General features: G+C 71.8%; 19 protein-coding genes. 12 read left to right on the forward strand and 7 right to left on the reverse strand.

What is annotated here, in order from left to right:
- Position 1 precedes the first annotated feature (1 nt).
- The 3 genes from FHS39_RS05130 (at position 2) to FHS39_RS05140 (ending at position 3,027) form a co-directional block, all read left to right on the forward strand.
- A complete protein-coding gene (locus FHS39_RS05130; RefSeq protein WP_184346511.1) occupies positions 2 to 1,003 on the forward strand; it encodes an asparaginase in 1,002 nt (333 codons plus the stop codon).
- A 90-nt stretch (positions 1,004 to 1,093) separates the two neighbouring features.
- Positions 1,094 to 2,338, forward strand: coding sequence for a GNAT family N-acetyltransferase (locus tag FHS39_RS05135; RefSeq protein WP_184346512.1), 1,245 nt, complete (start codon positions 1,094 to 1,096; stop codon positions 2,336 to 2,338).
- Between the two features lie 95 nt (positions 2,339 to 2,433).
- Positions 2,434 to 3,027: an NAD(P)H-dependent oxidoreductase gene (locus tag FHS39_RS05140; RefSeq protein WP_184346513.1), complete on the forward strand. Its 594-nt coding sequence runs from the start codon at positions 2,434 to 2,436 to the stop codon at positions 3,025 to 3,027.
- A gap of 38 nt (positions 3,028 to 3,065) precedes the next feature.
- Here FHS39_RS05140 and FHS39_RS05145 read toward each other — a convergent pair whose 3' ends face one another.
- Positions 3,066 to 3,854: an SDR family oxidoreductase gene (locus FHS39_RS05145; protein WP_184346514.1), complete on the reverse strand. Its 789-nt coding sequence runs from the start codon at positions 3,852 to 3,854 to the stop codon at positions 3,066 to 3,068.
- A 94-nt stretch (positions 3,855 to 3,948) separates the two neighbouring features.
- Between FHS39_RS05145 and FHS39_RS05150 the strand changes: the two genes are divergently transcribed.
- Complete coding sequence (locus FHS39_RS05150) at positions 3,949 to 7,110, forward strand: ATP-binding protein (RefSeq protein ID WP_184346515.1); 3,162 nt, start codon at positions 3,949 to 3,951, stop codon at positions 7,108 to 7,110.
- Here FHS39_RS05150 and FHS39_RS05155 read toward each other — a convergent pair.
- Positions 7,091 to 7,501 (reverse strand): VOC family protein, encoded by a 411-nt coding sequence (locus tag FHS39_RS05155; protein WP_184346516.1) that lies wholly within the window; start codon positions 7,499 to 7,501, stop codon positions 7,091 to 7,093. The two genes, FHS39_RS05150 and FHS39_RS05155, sit on opposite strands and share 20 nt — an antisense overlap.
- 94 nt (positions 7,502 to 7,595) lie before the next feature.
- Complete coding sequence (locus FHS39_RS05160) at positions 7,596 to 7,988, reverse strand: helix-turn-helix domain-containing protein (protein ID WP_184346517.1); 393 nt, start codon at positions 7,986 to 7,988, stop codon at positions 7,596 to 7,598.
- Between the two features lie 176 nt (positions 7,989 to 8,164).
- On the opposite strand from FHS39_RS05160, the gene FHS39_RS05165 reads away from it, so the two are divergent.
- Positions 8,165 to 8,989 (forward strand): putative protein N(5)-glutamine methyltransferase, encoded by an 825-nt coding sequence (locus FHS39_RS05165; protein WP_184346518.1) that lies wholly within the window; start codon positions 8,165 to 8,167, stop codon positions 8,987 to 8,989.
- A gap of 76 nt (positions 8,990 to 9,065) precedes the next feature.
- The gene (locus FHS39_RS05170; RefSeq protein WP_184346519.1) at positions 9,066 to 9,482 is read left to right on the forward strand and encodes a VOC family protein; all 417 of its coding nucleotides are present in this window, start codon (positions 9,066 to 9,068) and stop codon (positions 9,480 to 9,482) included.
- 1 nt (position 9,483) lies between these two features.
- On the opposite strand, the gene FHS39_RS05175 is transcribed toward FHS39_RS05170, so the two are convergent.
- A complete protein-coding gene (locus tag FHS39_RS05175) occupies positions 9,484 to 10,200 on the reverse strand; it encodes a helix-turn-helix domain-containing protein (protein ID WP_343069375.1) in 717 nt (238 codons plus the stop codon).
- 128 nt (positions 10,201 to 10,328) lie between these two features.
- On the opposite strand from FHS39_RS05175, the gene FHS39_RS05180 reads away from it, so the two are divergent.
- Complete coding sequence (locus FHS39_RS05180; RefSeq protein ID WP_184346521.1) at positions 10,329 to 10,820, forward strand: SLATT domain-containing protein; 492 nt, start codon at positions 10,329 to 10,331, stop codon at positions 10,818 to 10,820.
- A 622-nt stretch (positions 10,821 to 11,442) separates the two neighbouring features.
- Here the strand turns inward: FHS39_RS05180 and FHS39_RS05185 are convergent.
- A complete protein-coding gene (locus tag FHS39_RS05185) occupies positions 11,443 to 12,051 on the reverse strand; it encodes a DUF2867 domain-containing protein (protein ID WP_184346522.1) in 609 nt (202 codons plus the stop codon).
- A 95-nt stretch (positions 12,052 to 12,146) separates the two neighbouring features.
- Here FHS39_RS05185 and FHS39_RS05190 point away from each other — a divergent pair, with 95 nt between their 5' ends.
- From FHS39_RS05190 to FHS39_RS05205, 4 genes are all read left to right on the forward strand, one after another.
- Positions 12,147 to 12,707 (forward strand): TetR/AcrR family transcriptional regulator, encoded by a 561-nt coding sequence (locus tag FHS39_RS05190; RefSeq protein WP_184346523.1) that lies wholly within the window; start codon positions 12,147 to 12,149, stop codon positions 12,705 to 12,707.
- 375 nt (positions 12,708 to 13,082) lie between these two features.
- Positions 13,083 to 13,484, forward strand: coding sequence for a helix-turn-helix domain-containing protein (locus FHS39_RS05195; protein ID WP_184346524.1), 402 nt, complete (start codon positions 13,083 to 13,085; stop codon positions 13,482 to 13,484).
- Positions 13,485 to 13,564: 80 nt separating this feature from the next.
- Positions 13,565 to 14,137, forward strand: a complete 573-nt coding sequence (locus FHS39_RS05200) for a hypothetical protein (protein WP_184346525.1) — start codon at positions 13,565 to 13,567, stop codon at positions 14,135 to 14,137.
- A 97-nt stretch (positions 14,138 to 14,234) separates the two neighbouring features.
- Positions 14,235 to 14,582, forward strand: coding sequence for a DUF2516 family protein (locus tag FHS39_RS05205; RefSeq protein WP_184346526.1), 348 nt, complete (start codon positions 14,235 to 14,237; stop codon positions 14,580 to 14,582).
- A gap of 51 nt (positions 14,583 to 14,633) precedes the next feature.
- Here the strand turns inward: FHS39_RS05205 and FHS39_RS05210 are convergent, their stop codons facing one another.
- Together FHS39_RS05210 and FHS39_RS05215 are read right to left on the reverse strand one after the other, a co-directional pair.
- Positions 14,634 to 15,938 (reverse strand): PP2C family protein-serine/threonine phosphatase, encoded by a 1,305-nt coding sequence (locus tag FHS39_RS05210; protein WP_184346527.1) that lies wholly within the window; start codon positions 15,936 to 15,938, stop codon positions 14,634 to 14,636.
- Between the two features lie 327 nt (positions 15,939 to 16,265).
- Positions 16,266 to 17,429 carry a C40 family peptidase gene (locus FHS39_RS05215; RefSeq protein ID WP_343069359.1) on the reverse strand — a complete coding sequence of 388 codons (1,164 nt, stop codon included), beginning with the start codon at positions 17,427 to 17,429 and terminating at the stop codon, positions 16,266 to 16,268.
- A 375-nt stretch (positions 17,430 to 17,804) separates the two neighbouring features.
- Here FHS39_RS05215 and pstS point away from each other — a divergent pair, with 375 nt between their 5' ends.
- Entirely contained in the window at positions 17,805 to 18,932 is a 1,128-nt protein-coding gene (pstS, locus tag FHS39_RS05220) for a phosphate ABC transporter substrate-binding protein PstS (protein WP_184346528.1), read from the forward strand.
- Positions 18,933 to 19,061: the final 129 nt, after the last annotated feature.

The following is a 19,061-nucleotide window of genomic DNA, read 5'->3' on the forward strand; positions in this document are numbered from 1 at the left end:
GATGACCTCCACGACCCCTGCCACGCCCGCGATCCCCGTGGCCGGCGGCGGCATATCCGCGGCCATACCCCCGGTCCTCGCCGAGATCGTCCGTTCCGGCTTCGTCGAGGGCCACCACCGGGGCTCGCTGGTGATGCTGGCGCCCGACGGCAGCGTGGAGCTGGCGATCGGCGACGTGACGGCCCCCGTCTACCCGCGCTCCGCGAACAAGCCCATGCAGGCGGCCGCGGTGCTCCGCGCCGGCCTGGAGCTCTCGGGCGAGCGGCTGGCGCTCGCCGCGGCGAGCCACTCCGGCGAGGAGTTCCACCTCGAGCTGGTGCGCAAGATGCTCGCCGAGTTCGACATCCTGGAGTGGGACCTGCAGACCCCGCCGGACCTGCCCTACGACCCGGTCGAGGCCGAGGCCTACCTGGCCTCCGGACAGGTCCGCGACCGCGTCACCATGAACTGCTCCGGCAAGCACGCCGCCATGATCGCCGCCTGCGCGGCCAACGGCTGGCCGCTGGAGACCTACCTGGCCCCCGAGCACCCCCTGCAGCGGCTCGTGCTGGAGGTCGTGGAGGAGACGAGCGGCGAGCGCGTCGCCCACGTGGGCACCGACGGCTGCGGCGCCCCCCTGATGGCGCTCTCCCTCACCGGCCTCGCGCGGGCCTTCCGCTCCTTCGTGCTGGCCGAGCCGGGCACCCCGGAGCGCCGGGTCGCGGACGCGATGCGCGCCCACCCCGAGTACGTGGCGGGCTCCCGCCGCCCCGACACCTGGCTGATGCGCGAGATCCCCGGCATCCTGGCGAAGATGGGCGCCGAGGCCGTCCAAGCCGTGGCCCTGCCGGACGGCCGCGCCCTCGCCTTCAAGATCGACGACGGGGCGGGCCGGGCCACGGGCCCGGTGCTGGCGCGCTCGCTCCAGCTGCTGGGCGTCGACTCCCCGGTCGTCGCCCGCATCGGCGACCAGCCGCTGCTCGGCGGCGGCCAGCGGGTGGGCGAGATCCGCGTCGCCTTCTAGCCCTGTGAGGGGCGCGGGGACCTGCGCAGCCCGCAGCCGTCGGGAAATCCGGATGCGTCGCGCGCGGGGCGCCGCCTAGCGTGAGGCGCCATGAACCTCGAAGTGCGCACGATCACGGAGCCCGACCTCCCCGACTGGATGCGCGCCGTGCGCACCGGCTTCCTCCGGCCGCCCGCCGTGACGAAGGAGGAGGTCGAACTCCGGCGTTCGTCCATGGACTTCGACCGGACGCAGGGCGCCTACGACGGAGGGCGCTGCGTGGCCACCTTCCGCAGCTTCACGCAACGCCTGAGCGTGCCCGGCGGCGCCTCGCTCACCGCCAACGCCGTCTCCAACGTCACCGTCTCCCCCACCCACCGCCGCCGCGGGCTGCTCGGCCGCATGATGGACCGCGACCTGCGGGCCGCCAAGGAGCGCGGCGACGCCGTCGCGACGCTGATCGCCGCCGAGTACCCGATCTACGGCCGCTACGGCTTCGGCCCGGTCACCTCGGTCACCGAGTGGGAGGTGGACGTGGCCCGCGCCGGGCTCGACCCGCGCCACGCGGGCCCGGCCGACGGCGGCCGCGTGGACCTCGTCGACGGCGACACCGTCCGCGAGCTGTGCCCGGACCTGCACGAGCGGCTGCGGGCCGTCCGGCACGGCGTCATCGACCGCACCGAGCGCTGGTGGGAATACGCCACGGGCGCGCTCGTCCGGCCCGGCAGCCCGCCGTGGACGGAGCCGTTCCACGCCGTCTACCGGGCGCCGGACGGCACCGTCGAAGGGCTGCTGACCTACACCGCCGACGACCGGTGGGAAGCCAAGCGCCCGCAGAACACCGCCACCGTCCGCGACCTCATAGCCGTCACCCCCACCGCCGAACGGGCCCTGTGGCACTACCTGTTGTCCGTCGACTGGATCACCAGGGTGAAGACCGGCTTCCGCGCCCCGGACGACCTCCTGCCGCACCTGCTGCCCGACCCCCGCGCCGCCCGCGTCACCACCCACGCCGACTACCTGTGGCTGCGCCCGCTCGACGTACCGGCCATGCTCTCGGCGCGTACGTACGCCTGCCCCGGCACCCTCGTCCTGGACGTCACCGACCCCGCCGGATACGCCGCCGGGCGCTACCTGCTGGACGCCGGGCCGGACGGCGCGAGCTGCACGCCCACCACGCGCCCGGCCGAACTCTCCCTGGACGCGGGCGACCTGGCCTCGCTCTATCTGGGCGACGAGACGGCGGTCCGGCTCGCCGCGCTGGGCCGCGTCACCGAGGGCCGGCCGGGCGCCGCGCTCCTCGCCGACGTGCTGCTGCGCACCGGACGACGGCCCTGGTGCCCGGACGTGTTCTGACATCGGATTCCGGCCACGGCTTGACCTCAAGTCCGCTTGAGGTCGGAGGCTTCTTCCACACCCCTTCGGCTCCCGAGCAGAATCCGAGGAAACCCGTGTCCGAGAACCCGTACCGCCTCGCCGTCGTCGTCGCCTCCACCCGCGAGGGCCGCTTCGGACCGGCCGTCGCCAACTGGCTGGCCGAGCAGACCGCGCAGCGCCCCGACATCGACGTCGACGTGATCGACCTGGCCGAGCACCCGCTGCCCGTCAACCTCAGCAGCGACCCCGGGCCCGAGGACGCCGCCGCCCTCGCCGCCGTCACCCCGCGGCTGGCGGAGGCGGACGCCTTCGTCGTCATCACCCCCGAGTACAACCACAGTTACCCGGCCGCCCTGAAGAACCTCATCGACTGGCACTACGTCCAGTGGCAGGCCAAGCCGGTGGCCTTCGTCTCCTACGGCGGGCTCTCCGGCGGCCTGCGCGCGGTGGAGCACCTGCGCCCGGTCTTCGCCGAACTGCACGCCGTCACCATCCGCGAGACGGTCAGCTTCCACAGCCCCTGGGGCAAGCTGGACGCCTCGGGCAAGCACCGGGACGAGGAGGACGGGCAGGCCGCCGCGGGCGCCGCGAAGAAGATGCTCGACCAGCTCACCTGGTGGGCCCTCTCCCTGCGCGAGGCCCGCGCGGCACGCCCGTACGGTGCCTGAGCTCCCCGGCTGGGCCACGGGGGTGTCCAGCCGGGACCTCACTCCTGCGGCACGGCCACGTGCTGGGCCAGACCACCGTCGACCGGCAGCTTGACGCCCGTGGTGAACGTGGCGTCGGCCGCGAGGAACAGGGCCGCCCGGGCCACCTCGTCGGTGGAACCGTGCCGCTTCATGGGGGTGGTGGCGTCACCGATGGCCCGGAGCTCCGCCTGATCCTGCGGCGAGAGCCCCACCACGCCCATGGTCGGGGTGTCGATGAAGCCGGGGCTGACCGCGTTGACGCGGATGCCGCGGCCGACCAGTTCGGACGCCAGCGTCTGGGCGAACGACCAGAGCGCGGCCTTCGAGCCGGAGTACACCGCCATCCCCGGGTAGCCCATCTCGTCGGACACCGAGGTCGTGAAGACGATCGCCCCGCCCTCGCGCAGCAGCGGGATCAGCCGCTGCACGGTGAAGAAGGCCCCCTTGGTATTCACCGAGAACTGCCAGTCGTAGGCCTCCTCGGTCACCTCCGCCACCGGCCCGAGCTCCGAGACGCCGGCGTTGACGAAGAGGTAGTCCACGTGACCGAGGGTCTCCTCGACGGTCGCGCCCAGCGCGGCGATGTCGGAGAGGCTGGCGGTGTCGGAGCGTACGACGTGCACGGCGGGGCCGAGTTCGTCCCGGGCGGCCTGGAGGTTCTTCTCGTTGCGGCCCGTCAGCAGCACCTCGGCGCCGCCCTCGACGAGACGCTTGACGATGGCCAGGCCCATGCCGATGGTGCCGCCGGTGACGACGGCCTTCTTGCCTGCGTACTTCTGCGCGTTCTTCTGTGCGTTGTTGGTCATGACCACACCGTGCCAAGGGGCGCTGACGATCCGCTTCGGATGCGCTGACGGTCCGTCGACGGCATTGTCAGTGCGGTGGGTTACGGTCGTTCGCATGCGGTTCGGAGTGCTCGGTCCACTGATGGTGTGGGGCGAGGCGGGGGAGCAGGTCAGAGTGCCCGAGGCGAAGGTCCGGGCGCTGCTGGCCCACCTCGTCGCGCATGCGGGCCGCCCGGTGTCCGCCGACCGGCTCGTGGAGGAGCTGTGGGCCGGCCGTCCGCCCGGCAAGCCCGCGGGCGCCCTCCAGGCCAAGGTCTCCCAGCTGCGCCGGGCCATCGGCCGCGACCGCGTCGTCCATCAGCCGCCCGGCTACCGGCTGCGCGTGGCCGACGGCGAGGTGGATGCCGACCGCTTCCGCACCCTGGTGGCCCGCGCCCGCGCCGCCCACGGCCCCCGCGAGCGCACCGCCCTGCTCACCGAGGCGCTCGGACTCTGGCGCGGCCCGGCCTTCGACGGCTTCGACGCCTCCAACGGCGGGGAGTTGGTGCACACGGCCGCACTGCACCTGGAAGAGCTGCGGCTGGGCGCGCTGGAGGAGCAGGCCGAAGCCCGCCTGGAGCTCGGCGAGCACGACCCGCTCGCCGCGGAGCTCACCGCGCTCGTGGCCCGGCACCCGCTGCGCGAGCGGCTGCGCGCCGCCCAGCTGCGCGCCCTGTACCGCGCGGGGCGGCAGAGCGAGGCCCTCGCCTCCTATGCCGAGCTGCGCGAGAAGCTGGCTGAGGAGCTGGGCCTGGACCCGGGCCCGGAGCTGGCCGCCCTCCACCGGGCGATCCTCACCCAGGCCCCGGAGCTGGCCGCCCCCGCCGCGCCCGCCCCGGCCCGCACCGCGCACCTCCCCGCGCCGCTCACCGAACTGGTCGGCAGGCAGCAGGCGGTGAAGGCCGTCGGCGAGCTGCTGGCGGCGCACCGCCTGGTGACGCTCACCGGGCCGGGCGGGGTCGGCAAGACCGCCCTCGCGATCGAGGCCGCGGGCCGCTGCGAGCGGCCCGACGGGGTGTGGTTCGCCGAGCTCGCCGGGCAGGGAGTCGCGGGAAGCGCGGGCGGGAGCGTCACCGAGATCGTCGCGGGCGTGCTGGGCGTGCCCGACGAACGGCTGCCGGAATCCCTCCGCGACCGCGAGGCCCTGCTGGTCCTGGACAACTGCGAGCACGCCGTCGAGCCGGTCGCCGAGCTCGTCGGCCGGCTGCTGCGCACTGCCCCGGGGATGCGGGTGCTGGCCACCAGCCAGGAGCCGCTGGGCCTGCCGGGCGAGACGCTCCACGCCGTCGAGCCGCTGCCCACGGAGGAGGCGGTGCGGCTGTTCGCGGCGCGGGCGGCGGCCGCCTCCCCCGGCTTCGTCCTGGACGCCTCCAACAGGGCGGCCGTCGAGGACGTCTGCCGACGGCTGGACGGCCTCCCCCTCGCCCTGGAGCTGGCCGCCACGCGCGTGCGCGCGCTGGGCGTGCACGAGCTGGCGGCCCGGCTGGACGACCGCTTCCGCGTCCTCGCCGGGCACCGCAGAGGAGCACCGCCGCGCCAGCAGACCCTCCGCGCGGTGATCGACTGGAGCTGGGAGCTGCTCACCGAGGCCGAGCGCGTGGTGCTGCGCCGCCTCGCCGTCCACACCGACGGCTGCACGCTGGGGGCGGCGGAGGCGGTGTGCGGGGAGGGCGCGGTCGCGCGGGATGAGGTGCTGGGGGTCCTGGCGCGCCTGGTGGACCGCTCGCTCGTCGTCATGGCCGACGGCCCGCACGGCCCGCGCTACCGGCTGCTGGAATCGGTCGCCGCATACGCCGCGGAGCGCCTGCGGGAGGCGGAGGGCGGTGAGGCGGAAGGCGGTGAAGCGGATGCGGTCCGGATGCGCCATCTGCGGCACTACACGGCCTTCGCTGAACGTGCGCAGCCCGGCCTGCAGGGCCACGGGCAGCAGCGCTGGCTGTCGCTGCTGGATGCCGACACCGGCAATCTGCGGGCAGCGCTGGATGCGGCCGTGCGCTACGGGGCGGCGCAGGAGGCGTCGCGGCTGGTGTCCGCGCTGTCCTGCTACTGGCTGCTGCGCGGGCGGTTCGGCGAGGGGCGCCGCGCTGCGGAGGCGGCGCTGGGGCTGGGCGCCGAGGCTGTCGAAGTCCGGTCGCTGCGGGACAGCTTCGTCCTGCTCACGGGCGAGCGCACGGACGCCGGCGCCCCGGGCCGGCAGCCGGGCCCGGAGTCGGACCGGGCCCGCTGGATCCGCGCGTACGCCCTGTTCAACACCGGCCACCTGGCCGCCAGCGAGCTTCTCAACGGCCGGGCGCTCGAAGGCTTCCGGGCGGGCGGCGACCGCTGGGGCATCGCCGCCGTGCACGGCCTGCGCGCGATGCACGCCCTGATCCGCGGCGACCTGACGGCCATCAGCAGGGACGGGACGCGCAGCATCGCCCTGTTCCGGGAGCTGGGCGACAGCTGGGGGCAGCTGCAGAGCGTCGCTCCGCTGGCTTCCCTCGCCGAGGCGTACGGCGAGTACGACCGCGCCGAGGAGCTGTTGCGCGACGGCACCGCCATGGCGGAAGCCCTGGGCCTCGCCACGGAGCTGTCCGCCCTCCTCTCCCGCCAGGGCCGCATCGCCCTGCTCACCGGCGACACCTCCCGCGCCCGCGCCCTGCACGAGCGGGCCCGCAAGCTGGCGGCCGAGCAGGGCTACAAGTTCGGCGAGATCCACGCCGAGCTGGGCCTGGCCCTCGGCGCCCGCCGCGAGGGCGACCTGGACACGGCCGAAGCCGTGCTGCACCGCATACGCGCCTGGTACGCCGAGGTGTCCACGGAAGCGGGCAACGCACTGGTCCTGGCCGAGCTGGGCTTCACCGCCGAGCTGCGCGGCGACGCGGAAACGGCTCGCGCCCACCACCTGGACGCCCTCGCCGCGGCCCGCCCCCTGGGCGACCCGCGCGCGGTCGCCCTCCCGCTGGAGGGCCTGGCCGGAGCCGAGCTCCTCGCGGGGGACGCCGAGCGGGCGGCCCGCCTCCTGGGCACCGCGGCGGCGGCCCGCGCCTCGGTGGGCGTACCGCTGCCGCCGCCGGAGCGGGGCGACGTGGACCGCATCACCGCTGGGGCGAAGCGAGTGTTGGGGGACGCGAGGTTCGCCGAGGCGTTCGAGGCGGGGTACGCGGCCCGTCAGCGGACGGGGGTCACACCCGCAGCCGCTCGCCCAGCGGTCATGTGCGAGTCCCCTTGTCGGTGGGTCAGCCCTTCGGCTGAGTAAAGCGGATGCGGTTGCCGAACGGGTCGCGAAGCCCGCAGTCGACCCCGTACGGGCGCTCCGTCGGCTCCTCGGTGAATTCGACGCCCTTGGCCAGCAGCGTCTCGTACGTCTTGCGGCAGTCCTCCGTGGTGAAGATGACCCAGCCGCCCATGGCGCCCTTGGTCACCAGCTCGCGGACCTGCTGTGCCGTCTCCTCGGACATCGCCGGGGCGCCGGGCTTCTCCAGCAGGATCTGGCGGCCCGGCTCACCGGGCACGTTGACGGTCAGCCACCGCATGAAGCCCAGATCGGCGTCGGTGTTGACCTCCAGGCCGAGCTTGCCGACGTAGAAGTCGAGGGCCTCGTCCTGGTCGAGGACGTATATCTGCGAGTGCGTGATGGCGTTGAACATGCCCTCAGGCTATGGCGCGCGCAGCGGCGAAAACTTCTCCGAAACTGCTCAAGTCCCGCTGACTCGCTGAACTCGCTCACCTCGCCCGCCTCGCTCAGCCGCTGGGCCGCATCCACGCCATCGCGAAACAGGTCGGCACGCCCGCCGCCACGGCGCTCTTGCGGTACTCCCGGGGCGACTTCCCGACGATCTCCCGGAACGTCCTGCTGAACGTGCCCAGACTGCCGAAGCCGACCTCCATACAGATGTCCGTCACACTGCGCTCGCTCTCGCGCAGCAGGAACATAGCCCGCTCGACGCGACGGCGCTGCAGGTAGCGGTGCGGCGTCTCGCCGAACGTGGCACGGAAGACGCGCGTGAAGTGGGCCTCGGACACGTGCGCGATCCGCGCCAGGGCGGGCACGTCCAGCGGTTGCGCGTAGTCCCGGTCCATCGCGTCCCGGGCACGCAGCATCCGGCGGTTGGACTCTTCCACGGCACGGCTCACCCGACCATCACACCACGTCGGGGAAAGTCCGGTAGTGTTCGCTCGCACGTAGTGAACGACCAAGGAGGTGAGACCCATTACCGCTGTATCAGGCTGGGTGCTCTCCCCTCGCGGCAGAACGGTCCCTCGGGCATAGGTGACCACGAGAGCACCCTTCGGTAACCCGGAAGGCTCTCATGTCGATCCCGTCGCTTCTCTCCGCACATTCTTCTGCATCTCTCTCGGACCTCTCCGAACCCTCGATCGTCACCAGGCTCCGCTCCGCCGGCTGCGTCTTCGCCGAGGACGAGGCGCGCCTGCTCCTCTCCGCGGCCCCCACACCGTCCGCCCTCGCCGACATGGTCGAGCGCCGGATCGCGGGCCTGCCGCTCGAACACGTCGTCGGCTGGGCGGAGTTCTGCGGCCTGCGAATAGAGGTGGACGCCGGGGTGTTCGTACCCCGTCCCCGCACCGAGTTCCTCGTGGCCCAGGCCACGGCCCTGGCCGCCCGCCCCCGCCCCGTCGTCGTCGACCTGTGCTGCGGCTCGGGCGCACTGGGCGCGGCGCTGGCCGCGGCCCTGGGCGGCATCGAGCTGCACGCCGCCGACATCGACCCGGCGGCGGTCCGGTGCGCCCGGCGCAACGTCACGTCTGCCGCAGGCCGCGTCTACGAGGGCGACCTCTACGCGCCACTGCCGCCGTCCCTGCGCGGCTGCGTCGACATCCTGCTGGCCAACGCCCCGTACGTCCCCTCGGAGCACATCGGCCTCCTCCCCCCGGAGGCCCGCGACCACGAACCGCGAGCAGCCCTCGACGGCGGCACGGACGGCCTGGACGTCCAGCGCCGCGTGACATCGGCGGCCGCACAATGGCTGGCCCCGGGCGGCCACTTGCTCATGGAAACGAGCGAACGCCAGGCACCCCACACGGCGGAGGCATTCACCCACGGCGGCCTGACCGTACACCTGGCGACCTGCGACGACCTGGGCGCAACGGTCATCATCGGCACAAGGCCGCACTGAGTCATCGCGGGAGCCAGAGCGCGGGTGTCCGTTTCCTTCAAGACCCGGCACCCGCCCCCTCCCTACACTGCCGGTCATGAACACCGCACCAGCACCCCAACTCGGCTTCATCGGTCTCGTCGTCTCCGATCTGGCCGCGTCGCTCGCCTTCTACCGGCGCCTGGGGATCGAGTTCCCCGAAGGCTCCGAGGACCAGCCACACGTCGAGGCCGCACTGCCGGGCGGGCTTCGGCTCGCCCTCGACACCGAGGCCACCGTCCGCTCCTTCTACCCGTCGTGGCGGCCGCCGACGGGCGGTGGCCGGGTGGGGCTGGCGTTCAGGTGCACGGGCCCCGAGCACGTCGACGCGGTGTACGAGACCCTGGTGACCGCCGGATACCACGGTGAGCTCAAGCCGTGGGACGCCTTCTGGGGCCAGCGCTACGCCACGGTGCACGACCCGGACGGCAACGGCGTCGACCTGTTCGCACCGTTGGCCAACGCCGCTCAGTGAGCTACCGCCCCACCAGGCCCGTCAGCGCCTCTCCCGCCAACTCCCTCACATCGCGGGCCAGGTGAGCCTGGTCCGCGAAGCCCGCAAGGGCGGCCGTCTCGGCGAAAGGAACGCCGGCGCGGACCAGGGCCAGGGCGCGTTGCAGTCGGAGGACCCGGGCCAGGGTCTTGGGGCCGTAGCCGAAAGCCGTCAGGGAACGGCGGTGGAGCTGTCGCGCGCCGAGACCCACCGATTCGGCGGTCGCCGCGACCGAGCAGCCGCCTGCCAGGGATGCCACGACCGTCCGCAGAAGCGGGTCGAGGGGGTCGGCATCAGCCGCCAGACGCAGCGCCAGGTCCTCGAGGGCGACGGCCGGGTCGGGCGCCGCGTCGATGTGTTCCCCGAGGCGGCGCACCTCGGCACCGGGCCAGAGGTCGGCGAGATCCACGCGCCGGTCCCGCAGCTCGTGCGCGGGCACCCCGAGCAGGGCCGGGGCGGTGCCGGGGAAGAAGCGGATGCCCGCCCACGGGCCTTGCGCTGCGGGGCCGGGGCGGTACGCGCGGGTGTCGGGCCCGGCGACGAGAAGCCGGCCCTCGGTCCACAGCAGGTCCATACAGCCGTCGGGCAGCACGGACACCGCTTCGCCGCCGCCTTCGCCGCCGCCTGGACACCCGACGGCTCCCCGCGTCCACACGACCGCACCCGGCAGCCGGGATGCACGCTCCGCATACTCGGAAATCACGCTGCGGAGGCTACGCCACGGAGACGATGCCTTGAGGCGCGGAGGGCAGGTTGCAGTTGGCCAGTTCATCGGACAGCGATGGCGCGCAGATGCCACGATGCCGCCATGACCGGGGGGGGGCTTCCGTGAGTGGCGCAGATGAGTCGGACAGCGGCCGTTCGTCCACGAATGCGACAGCCGCGCTCGCCTACGTCGAGGAACAGGTGGCCCACCACATAAGGTCCTTTTCCTCTTCCCGCACGTTCTACCAGCGCAGATCGCTCGCTCAGACGGTCAGCGCGGCAGCGCTGGGGGCGCTGACCACGTTCCTCATCGGTCTGGGGCAGATCTATCCGCAGGCGTGGCTCTCGGCAGCAGCACTGGCCAGCGCAGGGCTGACGACCGTCGCCTCCGCATGGACGGGATGGTTCGGAAGCCGGCAGGCATGGGTCATCAACCAGGCCGCGTTGAACAAGCTCTACACCCTGCGCGCCCAGATCCGCTTCGACAAGCTGTCCCGGACCGACAGCGCCGATGCGATATCGCCGGCAGCCGTGCAGGGCTATCACGACCGGTGCCAGGAAATCCTGCACGAAGCCAACTCCAGCTGGGAGCAGCTCCGACTCTCCCAGGGGTGACCGCTGCCCTGTCCCGTCCGGCACCCCGGCCGGCCGCACGTTCTCCACGGCCTCAGCAGGCACAGTCACGGCGAAGCAAGCATCGGCATCTGGAACTTATGCGGCTGCCCCCGCCACGAACTCTTCGCTGCCATACCGCTGTCGCAGCTCAAAGAGCAGGACCGGACACACGTAGACGCTCTCCGCCTCATGGCGTACAGCACCCCTTCGCTCGCCGCCGTCTCGCTCGAGCGCCTCGTGCAAGAAGCTCGCACGACCCTGCTCAGTGCCGCAGCTGCACTGCCGTCCCGCGAACCGACGCTCGGGATGCTGCGGGCCCATTTCTCGTAGAACAGTCAACGGCCCGCCCGAGCCCCTAGCCTGATCAGATTTGCCGGGAACCGTTCAGTTCCCGGTCAGAACGAGTGGGACTCGCTCGCTCTCCCTGAGAACGGACAATCTTGCTCATCCACACACGGGTGACCGCGCCTGTGACTGAGTGTCTCAGTTGGCCAGTTGAGCGTGAGGGTTCCGCCCGGCTTTGCGGGCCGCCGTTGACACAGGTCATCGCTGCTTTCAAGGGCAGCCGCGACGGATCATGTGACGGTGTCGCGTCCGGGCGTCGGCACGGTATGGGATTCCGTCAGCGCGCGCTCCGTCTGGCGGCGTTCGCCTGCCACTCGCGGCCGATGGAGCGCATCAGGGCCGGGTACACCCCGAGGTACCGGAAGGGTTTGATGGCAGCCATGTAGAGGGTTCCGAACAGTCCGTTCGGCTTCACCAGGACGGCCATCTGGCCGCGGTAGCCGCCGGCCCCGTCCGGGACCCAGCCGATGTGCATCACCGCGTGCACGGTCTTATTGCCCATCTCGGCGGCCCACTCGTCGTCTGTCTGATAGAGGGAAGTGAAGGGGGACGATCCGAGGTCGGGGCCCTGGGGGCCCTCGCCAAGGTCCGCCGGCAACCGGTCGCGCAGGGAGGGCAGCCGGGTGCCGGTGCCGGTGCCGGTGTCGGGCTTGTCCCAGCCGAGCAGTGCTCCGAGCTTCCAGCGGACGGCGAAGAGCGCGCGGGAGACGGGACCTTCTCCGTTCACACCGCCACTGATTCCTTCGGCGGTCTGGCGAACCAGCCATACAAGGTCGTCGGGGCCGCCGGGAGTGGGCAGTGCCCACACGTCCTCGACTGTGAAGTCGCCGGCGATCTCGTGGATCCGCCAGGGGCGGTCGGTATGGGCGGTTCGGGGAAGTCTCATGAGCGGGCCCCTGTCTATACGGTGGCGTATATATCGAGCATAGAACCATCCATACGCCCCCGTATACTCGGAGGGGATGTGAGGAGGCATACATCATGGGTGCGACTCGCACGCCACGGGGCAAGTGGATCGAGGAAGGCTTGCGGGCTCTCGTCGCAGGTGGCCCCGAAGCGGTCCGGATCGAGGCGCTGGCGCAGGCACTCGGCGTCAGCAAGGGGGGCTTCTACGGGTACTTCCGCAACCGGGACGCGCTGCTCGCCGAAATGCTCGATACCTGGGAGTGCGAGGTCACCGAGAGCGTGATCGAGCAGGTTGAGAGCGGCGGGGGAGATGCCAGGGCCAGACTGGAGCGCCTGTTCGACATCGTTGCCGCCGCTGCCGACGGGCCGGTGCGAGGCACCACCGCCGACATAGCGATCCGCGACTGGGCCCGCCGCGACGCGGCCGTCGCCGAGCGCCTGCGCCGCGTCGACAACCGCCGTGTGGACTACCTGCGTTCCCTGTTCTCCTCCTTCTGCCCCGACGAGGACGAGGTCGAGGTCCGCTGCCTGATCGCCGTCTCGGTGCGCATCGGCAACCATCTCTACGCCGCCGACAACGGCAAGCGCAGCCGCGCGGAAGTGATGGAGCTGATCAGGCAACGGTTGCTGGAATAGCCGCTCCCGCCATCCTTGCAGCCGTAACGCCCGGACGGCTCACGAGACGGCGCAGTGGACGCCCATCGGTCAATACGGGCCGGTCAGGCTGTCCGGGTACGGGAACGGCGAGCCCCTGAGCCTCTCGGCGTTCCAAACCCGTCGAGATCAGGGGGGATCTCTGCCGACCGGCCCGGTTCACACAGGCTGGCGCGGGGCAGGCGACCGACTTCGCCGGCCAAGGACAGCCGGGTTGCGCGCCGGGCCCGCCTGGCGCGTTCAACCGGCCAAGTACAACGCTCACCGGCCAGCCGAAACGCTCAGTCACAGCGCCCCGACCAACACTTTTGCAAGCATCCGCTTGCAAAAGTTAGCAAGGTGCGGCAGCATCGAAGCATGGCATCGCTCAACGTCGGCAATCTCGGCGAATACCTGCGCGAGCAGCGGCGCAATGCGCAGCTGACCTTGCGGCAGCTCGCCGATGCTGCGGGCGTGTCCAACCCGTACCTCAGCCAGATCGAGCGCGGCTTGCGCAAGCCGAGCGCGGAGATTCTGCAGCAGCTGGCCAAGGCGCTGCGGATCTCCGCCGAGACCCTGTACGTACAGGCCGGGATCCTCGACGAGCGCGAGCCCGAGGCCGCGGGGGTCCGTGGTGCGATCCTCGCCGACCCCTCGATCAACGAGCGGCAGAAGCAGGTGCTGCTCCAGGTCTACGAGTCCTTCCGCAAGGAGAACGGGCTCGCGGCGGACGAGGCTGCCGATACGGGTGAGACGAGTGAGACGGACAAGTCCGGCTAGCCGGTGACAGCTGGTCCGGCCGGGCGCGACGACACGACGCACGACCCACACATCTTCGAGCCGATCCGGGAGACCATCGCATGGCCACCACCCAAGACATCCGCAAGGCGGCCACCGACACCGCCTTCGCCGCGGCCGGCGTCGCCGACATCACCGCAGAGAAGATCGGGCATCTGGTCGCCGAGGCCCCCAGCCGCTTCGAGCAGCTGCGCAACACCGACCCCAAGGCCCTCGGTGAGAAGGTGACCCAGCGGGCCAAGGAGACCCAGGCCACGGTCACCACCAAGGTCACCGCCTTCGTCGGCACGCTCGACACCGACGTGAAGAAGCTGGGTCAGACCGCCCAGGAGATCGCGCTGCAGGGCGTCGGGCAGGCCGTGACCGTCGCGGCGAAGGCCGGCGAGACGTTCGACAAGCTGGCCGAGCGCGGCCGCACAGCCGTGCAGAACTGGCGCGGCGAGGCTGCCGAGGAGCTCAACGAGATCGCCGTCGCCGTCGAGCCGGCCACCGAGCCGGCCGCCGCCGAGCAGCAGGCGCAGGACGACGCCGGCGCCACCGGCGACGACGCCAAGCCCGCCGCCGCCCGGCGCACCGCCGCCGCCCGCAAGCCCGCCGCCAAGAAGCCCGAGGCCAAGGACGGCGCGGAGCAGTAACCGCGGACAGCGCAAGCGATCGGGGCACGCCGGGCGTGCCCCGATCGTTCCCGGTTACGAGTACGGTGGATCGTACGGACGACAAGAGGTGGACGGCATGCTGGTGGAAGGCTTCGGCGAAGTCCTGTACTGGGTCTCGATCGGCCTGCTCGTCTTCACGGTCGTGGCGTTCGCCGACGCCGCCGTGCGCCGCGAGGACGCCTACCGGGCAGCCGACAAACAGTCCAAGGGCTTCTGGCTGATCATCCTCGGCATCGCGGCCGTCGTGAACTTCTTCTTCGGCATCCTGAACTTCCTGCCGATCCTCGGCCTCATCGCCACGATCGTCTACATGGTGGACGTCCGCCCTGCCGTCCGGCAGGCCGCCGGCCGCGGTGGCCCGCGACGCCGCCGCGGCGGCTCCAGCTCGGACGGACCGTACGGGCCCTACAACGGCGGGCGCTAAGCCGTCGTACGACGACGGACACCACAGCACCCACCGCCGCCACCGCCCCCGCTACCGATCAAAAGGCACCGCAAAAGCGCCACGATCGAGCAGCAGCACCGCCAAGTCGTCCGTCAGCTCACCGCCGTTGAGCGCCCGCACCTCCGTCACGGCCGCCTCTAGCAGTTCCTCGCCGGCCAGCCCTTCCTTCACCTGACGGGCAATCAATTCGATCATGCCCTCCTGGCCCAGCCGCCGCGTCCCCGCGCCGACCCTGCCCTCGATCAGGCCGTCCGTGTACATCATCAGACTCCAGACGTCCCCGAGTTCGACCTGGTGCAGCGGCCAGCGCGCACCCGGGAGCAGCCCCAGCGCCGGGCCGCCGCCCTCCTGCGGCAGCAGGCCGGGGGCCTGCCCCGGGCGCAGGAGCAGCGGGGCCGGGTGCCCGGCCAGGCACATGCCCGCCCGGTCCCCGTCGGGCGATATGTCGACCGTGCACAGCGTCGCGAAGATCTCCTCGTCCGCGCGCTCGTGCTCCAGCACCTGCTGAAGCGTCGACAGCAGCTCGTCGCCGCACAGCCCCGCCAGCGTCAAGGCCCGCCAGGCGATCCTCAGTTCGACGCCGAGCGCCGCCTCGTCCGGGCCGTGGCCGCAGACGTCGCCGATCATCGCGTGCACCGTGCCGTCCGGCGTGCGCACCGTGTCGTAGAAGTCCCCGCCGAGCAACGCACGGCTGCGGCCCGGCCGGTAGCGCGCGGCGAACTTGAGCTCCGACCCCGCCAGCAGCGGGTTGGGCAGCAGCCCGCGCTCCAGCCGGGCGTTCTCCTGGGCCCGCAGCCGCGTCTCGGTGAGCTGCCGCTGCGCAGAGTCCGCCCGCTTGCGCTCCACCGCATAGCGGATGGCGCGATTGAGCACCCGGCCGTCGAGCTCGTCGCGGAAGAGGTAGTCCTGCGCGCCGACCCGGACCGCCTCCGCCGCCCGCTCGGCGTCCGCCTCGGCGGTCAGGGCGAGCACAGCCTGGTGCGGGGCGAGGCGCAGCACCTGCCGCAGGGTGTCCAGCTCGTCCAGCGGCTCACGGGTGGGTACGACCACGCTCGCCTCACGCGCCACACCGCAGCCGCCGACAGCCCCGGTTTCCATGGGAGGCAGGGCCAGGTCCAGCAGGATGCAGTGCACGTCGTCGGTGAGCAGTCGCGCCGCCTCCGTGAGGTTGCGGGCGGTGCGGATGCGTACGGGCTTGCCCGCCGCGCAGGTCATCTCGGCCATTTCCGGACCGGAGAGCGCGCCTCCGGGGTCGTCCTCGATCACCAGCAGCGTCAGCCCGCCGTCGGACGGCGCGGCGGACGACTCCGCCGGCCTCGGTGCGGGTACGGGCATCACGTCGTTTTCCTTCCTCCCCCAGCTACCGCTGGGGGCGCCCCCACCCCCCGAGGGGCACGGCACGCTGCCGAGGGGCAGGCACCGAACGTGACCCTAGCGGCAGAGCCCGGCCCAACGGAATGGTACGAAGCCACCCGCCTCTGTCATATGCCGCCGCCACGTGGGCATTTGACGCACGAAAGCGGGCAGTGCACGAAGCAAACGGATGACGAACGTCACGTAGTACGAAGCTCCTCGTACGAGCACGCCTACGCTCCGTGCACCACCCCGGGCCGCTGGACCCACGCTGCGCAGCCGGACGACTACGAAACCGGAACGGAACGGCTACCCCGGCCGCACCACCCCGAGGATCGGCATCGTGCCGGCCCCCGTGAGCGTCACCTGGCGGCCGGGCCGGGGCGCGTGCACGATCCGGCCGTCGCCGACGTACATCCCCACATGGCTGGCGTCCGAGAAGTAGATCACCAGGTCCCCCGGGCGCATGTCCTTCACGTCGACCTTCGGCAGCTGCTGCCACTGCTCCTGCGAGGTGCGCGGGATCGCGCGGCCCGCCGCCGCCCACGCCTTGAGCGTCAGACCCGAGCAGTCGTAGGTCTCCGGACCCTCGGCGCCCCAGACGTAGTCCTTGCCGATCTGCGCGGTGGCGAAGTCGACGGCCCGCTTGCCCTCGGCGGAGGTCGCGGCGCCCGAGCCCAGCCCGGCCAGGCCCTTCGCGGCGTCGGAGGCCAGCCACTTCTGCTGCGCCTGGCGGGCCTGGTCCTCCTCCAGCTGCCGCAGCCGCTCCTGCTCCTTCTCCTGCAGCCGGGACTCGAGCTTCCGGGCCTCCTCCAGCTGCCCCTCGACCTCCTTCTTGGCGGCCTCCTTCTTCTTCCGCTCGTCGTCCAGCTTCTTCCAGCGGTCGCTCGCGTCCTTGGCGTACCCCTCCAGCTCCGCGCGCGTGGCCGCCACCTGCGACAGCAGGCCGCGGGTGGCCTGCTCGCCCTTGCGGAGCAGGGGGACGCCCTTGAGGAAGTTGTCTGGCGAGGCGCTGAAGAAGAGCTGGGTCTGCGGGGTCAGGCCGCCGGAACGATACTGCGCGCGGGCCAGGGCGCCCGCCTGGTTCCGCAGCCGGTCCATCCGCTCCTGGGCGGCGGTCACCGCCTTGGCGATCTCCGTGATCGACTTCTCTTGCAGATGCTGCTGCGCGCCGGCCGCGTTGTACGCGTCCGTGGCGGCCTCGGCCTTGCGGTAGAGGGTCTCGACCCGCTGGTGCACCTGCTCCAGGCTCGGCGAGTCGCCCCCGCCCGGCCCGTCACTCACGCTCCCCGAGCCGCCCGGCCCCGGGTCCGCGTATGCCACACCGGACGCACCCAGCACGCCGACCGCACCCGTCACCGCACACACCACCGCGGTCGCGACGACCAGCCGGCCACGAGCCCGTACGCCGATCCCACCGCCCGCCCTCGTCCCGCTCAGCCCGCCCCGCCCATTCCGCCCGAACCGCCCCACCAGGACACCTCCGCGACTCCGCCCCCGCACCTAACGCACCGTCACACGCGAGATCCGGATGCTGTCACGCCCATCGCCAAACCGACAGAGACCTGCGTCACACTTCGAGCGAAACGAGAGGGTCCAGCGATCGAAAATGAGCGGACCCGGCGATCGGAACCATCCCTTCCGCCGGGCCACCACCCTGACGGCCGAGGTTCACCCTGCGTTCACTCTTCCCCATCGACCGCTTCACCTGTTCTGCCTAATTTCGGCCGTAGAGAGTTCGGGGCACACCGTCCAGGTGGCCCCCGACCGACCCAGAGTGGAACGGCAGAGCTCCACCCACCTCTCGCACGCCGCCCGAGCGGCGGCTCCCGGAAGGAACACCCGAAAGTGAAGCTTCAGCGCACCAACCGGCTTCGCACCGCCGCTCTCGGCGCCATCGCCGTCACCGGCGCCCTGGTCCTCACGGCGTGCGGCTCCGACAACAACAGCGGCAGCAGCAGCGGCGGCGACTCCACCAAGGCTGCGGGCAACATCAAGTGCGACGGCAAGGGCCAGCTGCTGGCCTCGGGCTCGTCCGCGCAGAAGAACGCCATGGACCTGTGGGTCAAGAACTTCATGGCGGCCTGCAAGGACATCCAGATCAACTACAAGCCCACCGGTTCGGGCGCGGGCATCCAGGAGTTCCTCCAGGGCAAGACCGCCTTCGCGGGCTCCGACTCGGCGCTCAAGCCGGAAGAGGTCGCCAAGTCCAAGGAGGTCGTCAAGGGCGGCCAGGGCATCAACCTGCCCATGGTCGGCGGCCCGATCGCCATCGGCTACAACGTGCCCGGCGTGGACAACCTGGTCCTGGACGCCGACACCCTCGCCAAGATCTTCGACGGCAAGATCGAGAAGTGGAACGACGAGGCGATCGCCAAGCTCAACAAGGACGCCAAGCTCCCCGACCTCAAGATCCAGCCGTTCCACCGCTCCGACGAGTCGGGCACCACCGACAACTTCACCAAGTACCTCAAGGCCGCCGCCGACAAGTCCTGGCCGTACGAGCCCGCCAAGGCCTGGAAGGCCAAGGGCGGCCAGTCGGCCGACGGCTCCGCGGGCGTCTCCTCGCAGGTCAACCAGACCAAGGGCGCCATCTCCTACTTCGAGCTGTCCTACGCCACGGCCAACAACATCCACACGGTGAAGCTCAACACCGGCGCCTCCGCGCCCGTCGAGGCCACCAGTGACAACGCCTCCAAGGCCATCGCCGAGGCGAAGATCACCGGCACCGGCAAGGACCTCGCCCTCAAGCTCAACTACACCACCAAGGCCGAGGGCGCCTACCCGATCACCCTGGTGACCTACGAGATCGTCGGCGACCAGGGCAACAAGGCCGACACTCTCCCGGCGACCAAGTCCTTCCTCACCTACATCGCGAGCGAGGACGGCCAGTCGGTCCTCAAGGGCCTCGGCTACGCCCCGCTGCCCGCCGAGATCGCCAAGAAGGTCCGCGAGACCGTCGCCACCATCTCCTGACCCAGGCCGGCGGGAGGCCCAAGGCCTCCCGCCGACCCGAGTGCGGGCGGCACCCGCCGCGCGAAGCCTCCCCGCTGCGCACAGCGAGGGCCGCCCGCACCGTCCGGTGCACCGCCGCACCGGGATCCG

Source organism: Streptomyces olivoverticillatus (genome assembly GCF_014203555.1).
In the GTDB taxonomy this organism is placed as follows: domain Bacteria; phylum Actinomycetota; class Actinomycetes; order Streptomycetales; family Streptomycetaceae; genus Streptomyces; species Streptomyces olivoverticillatus.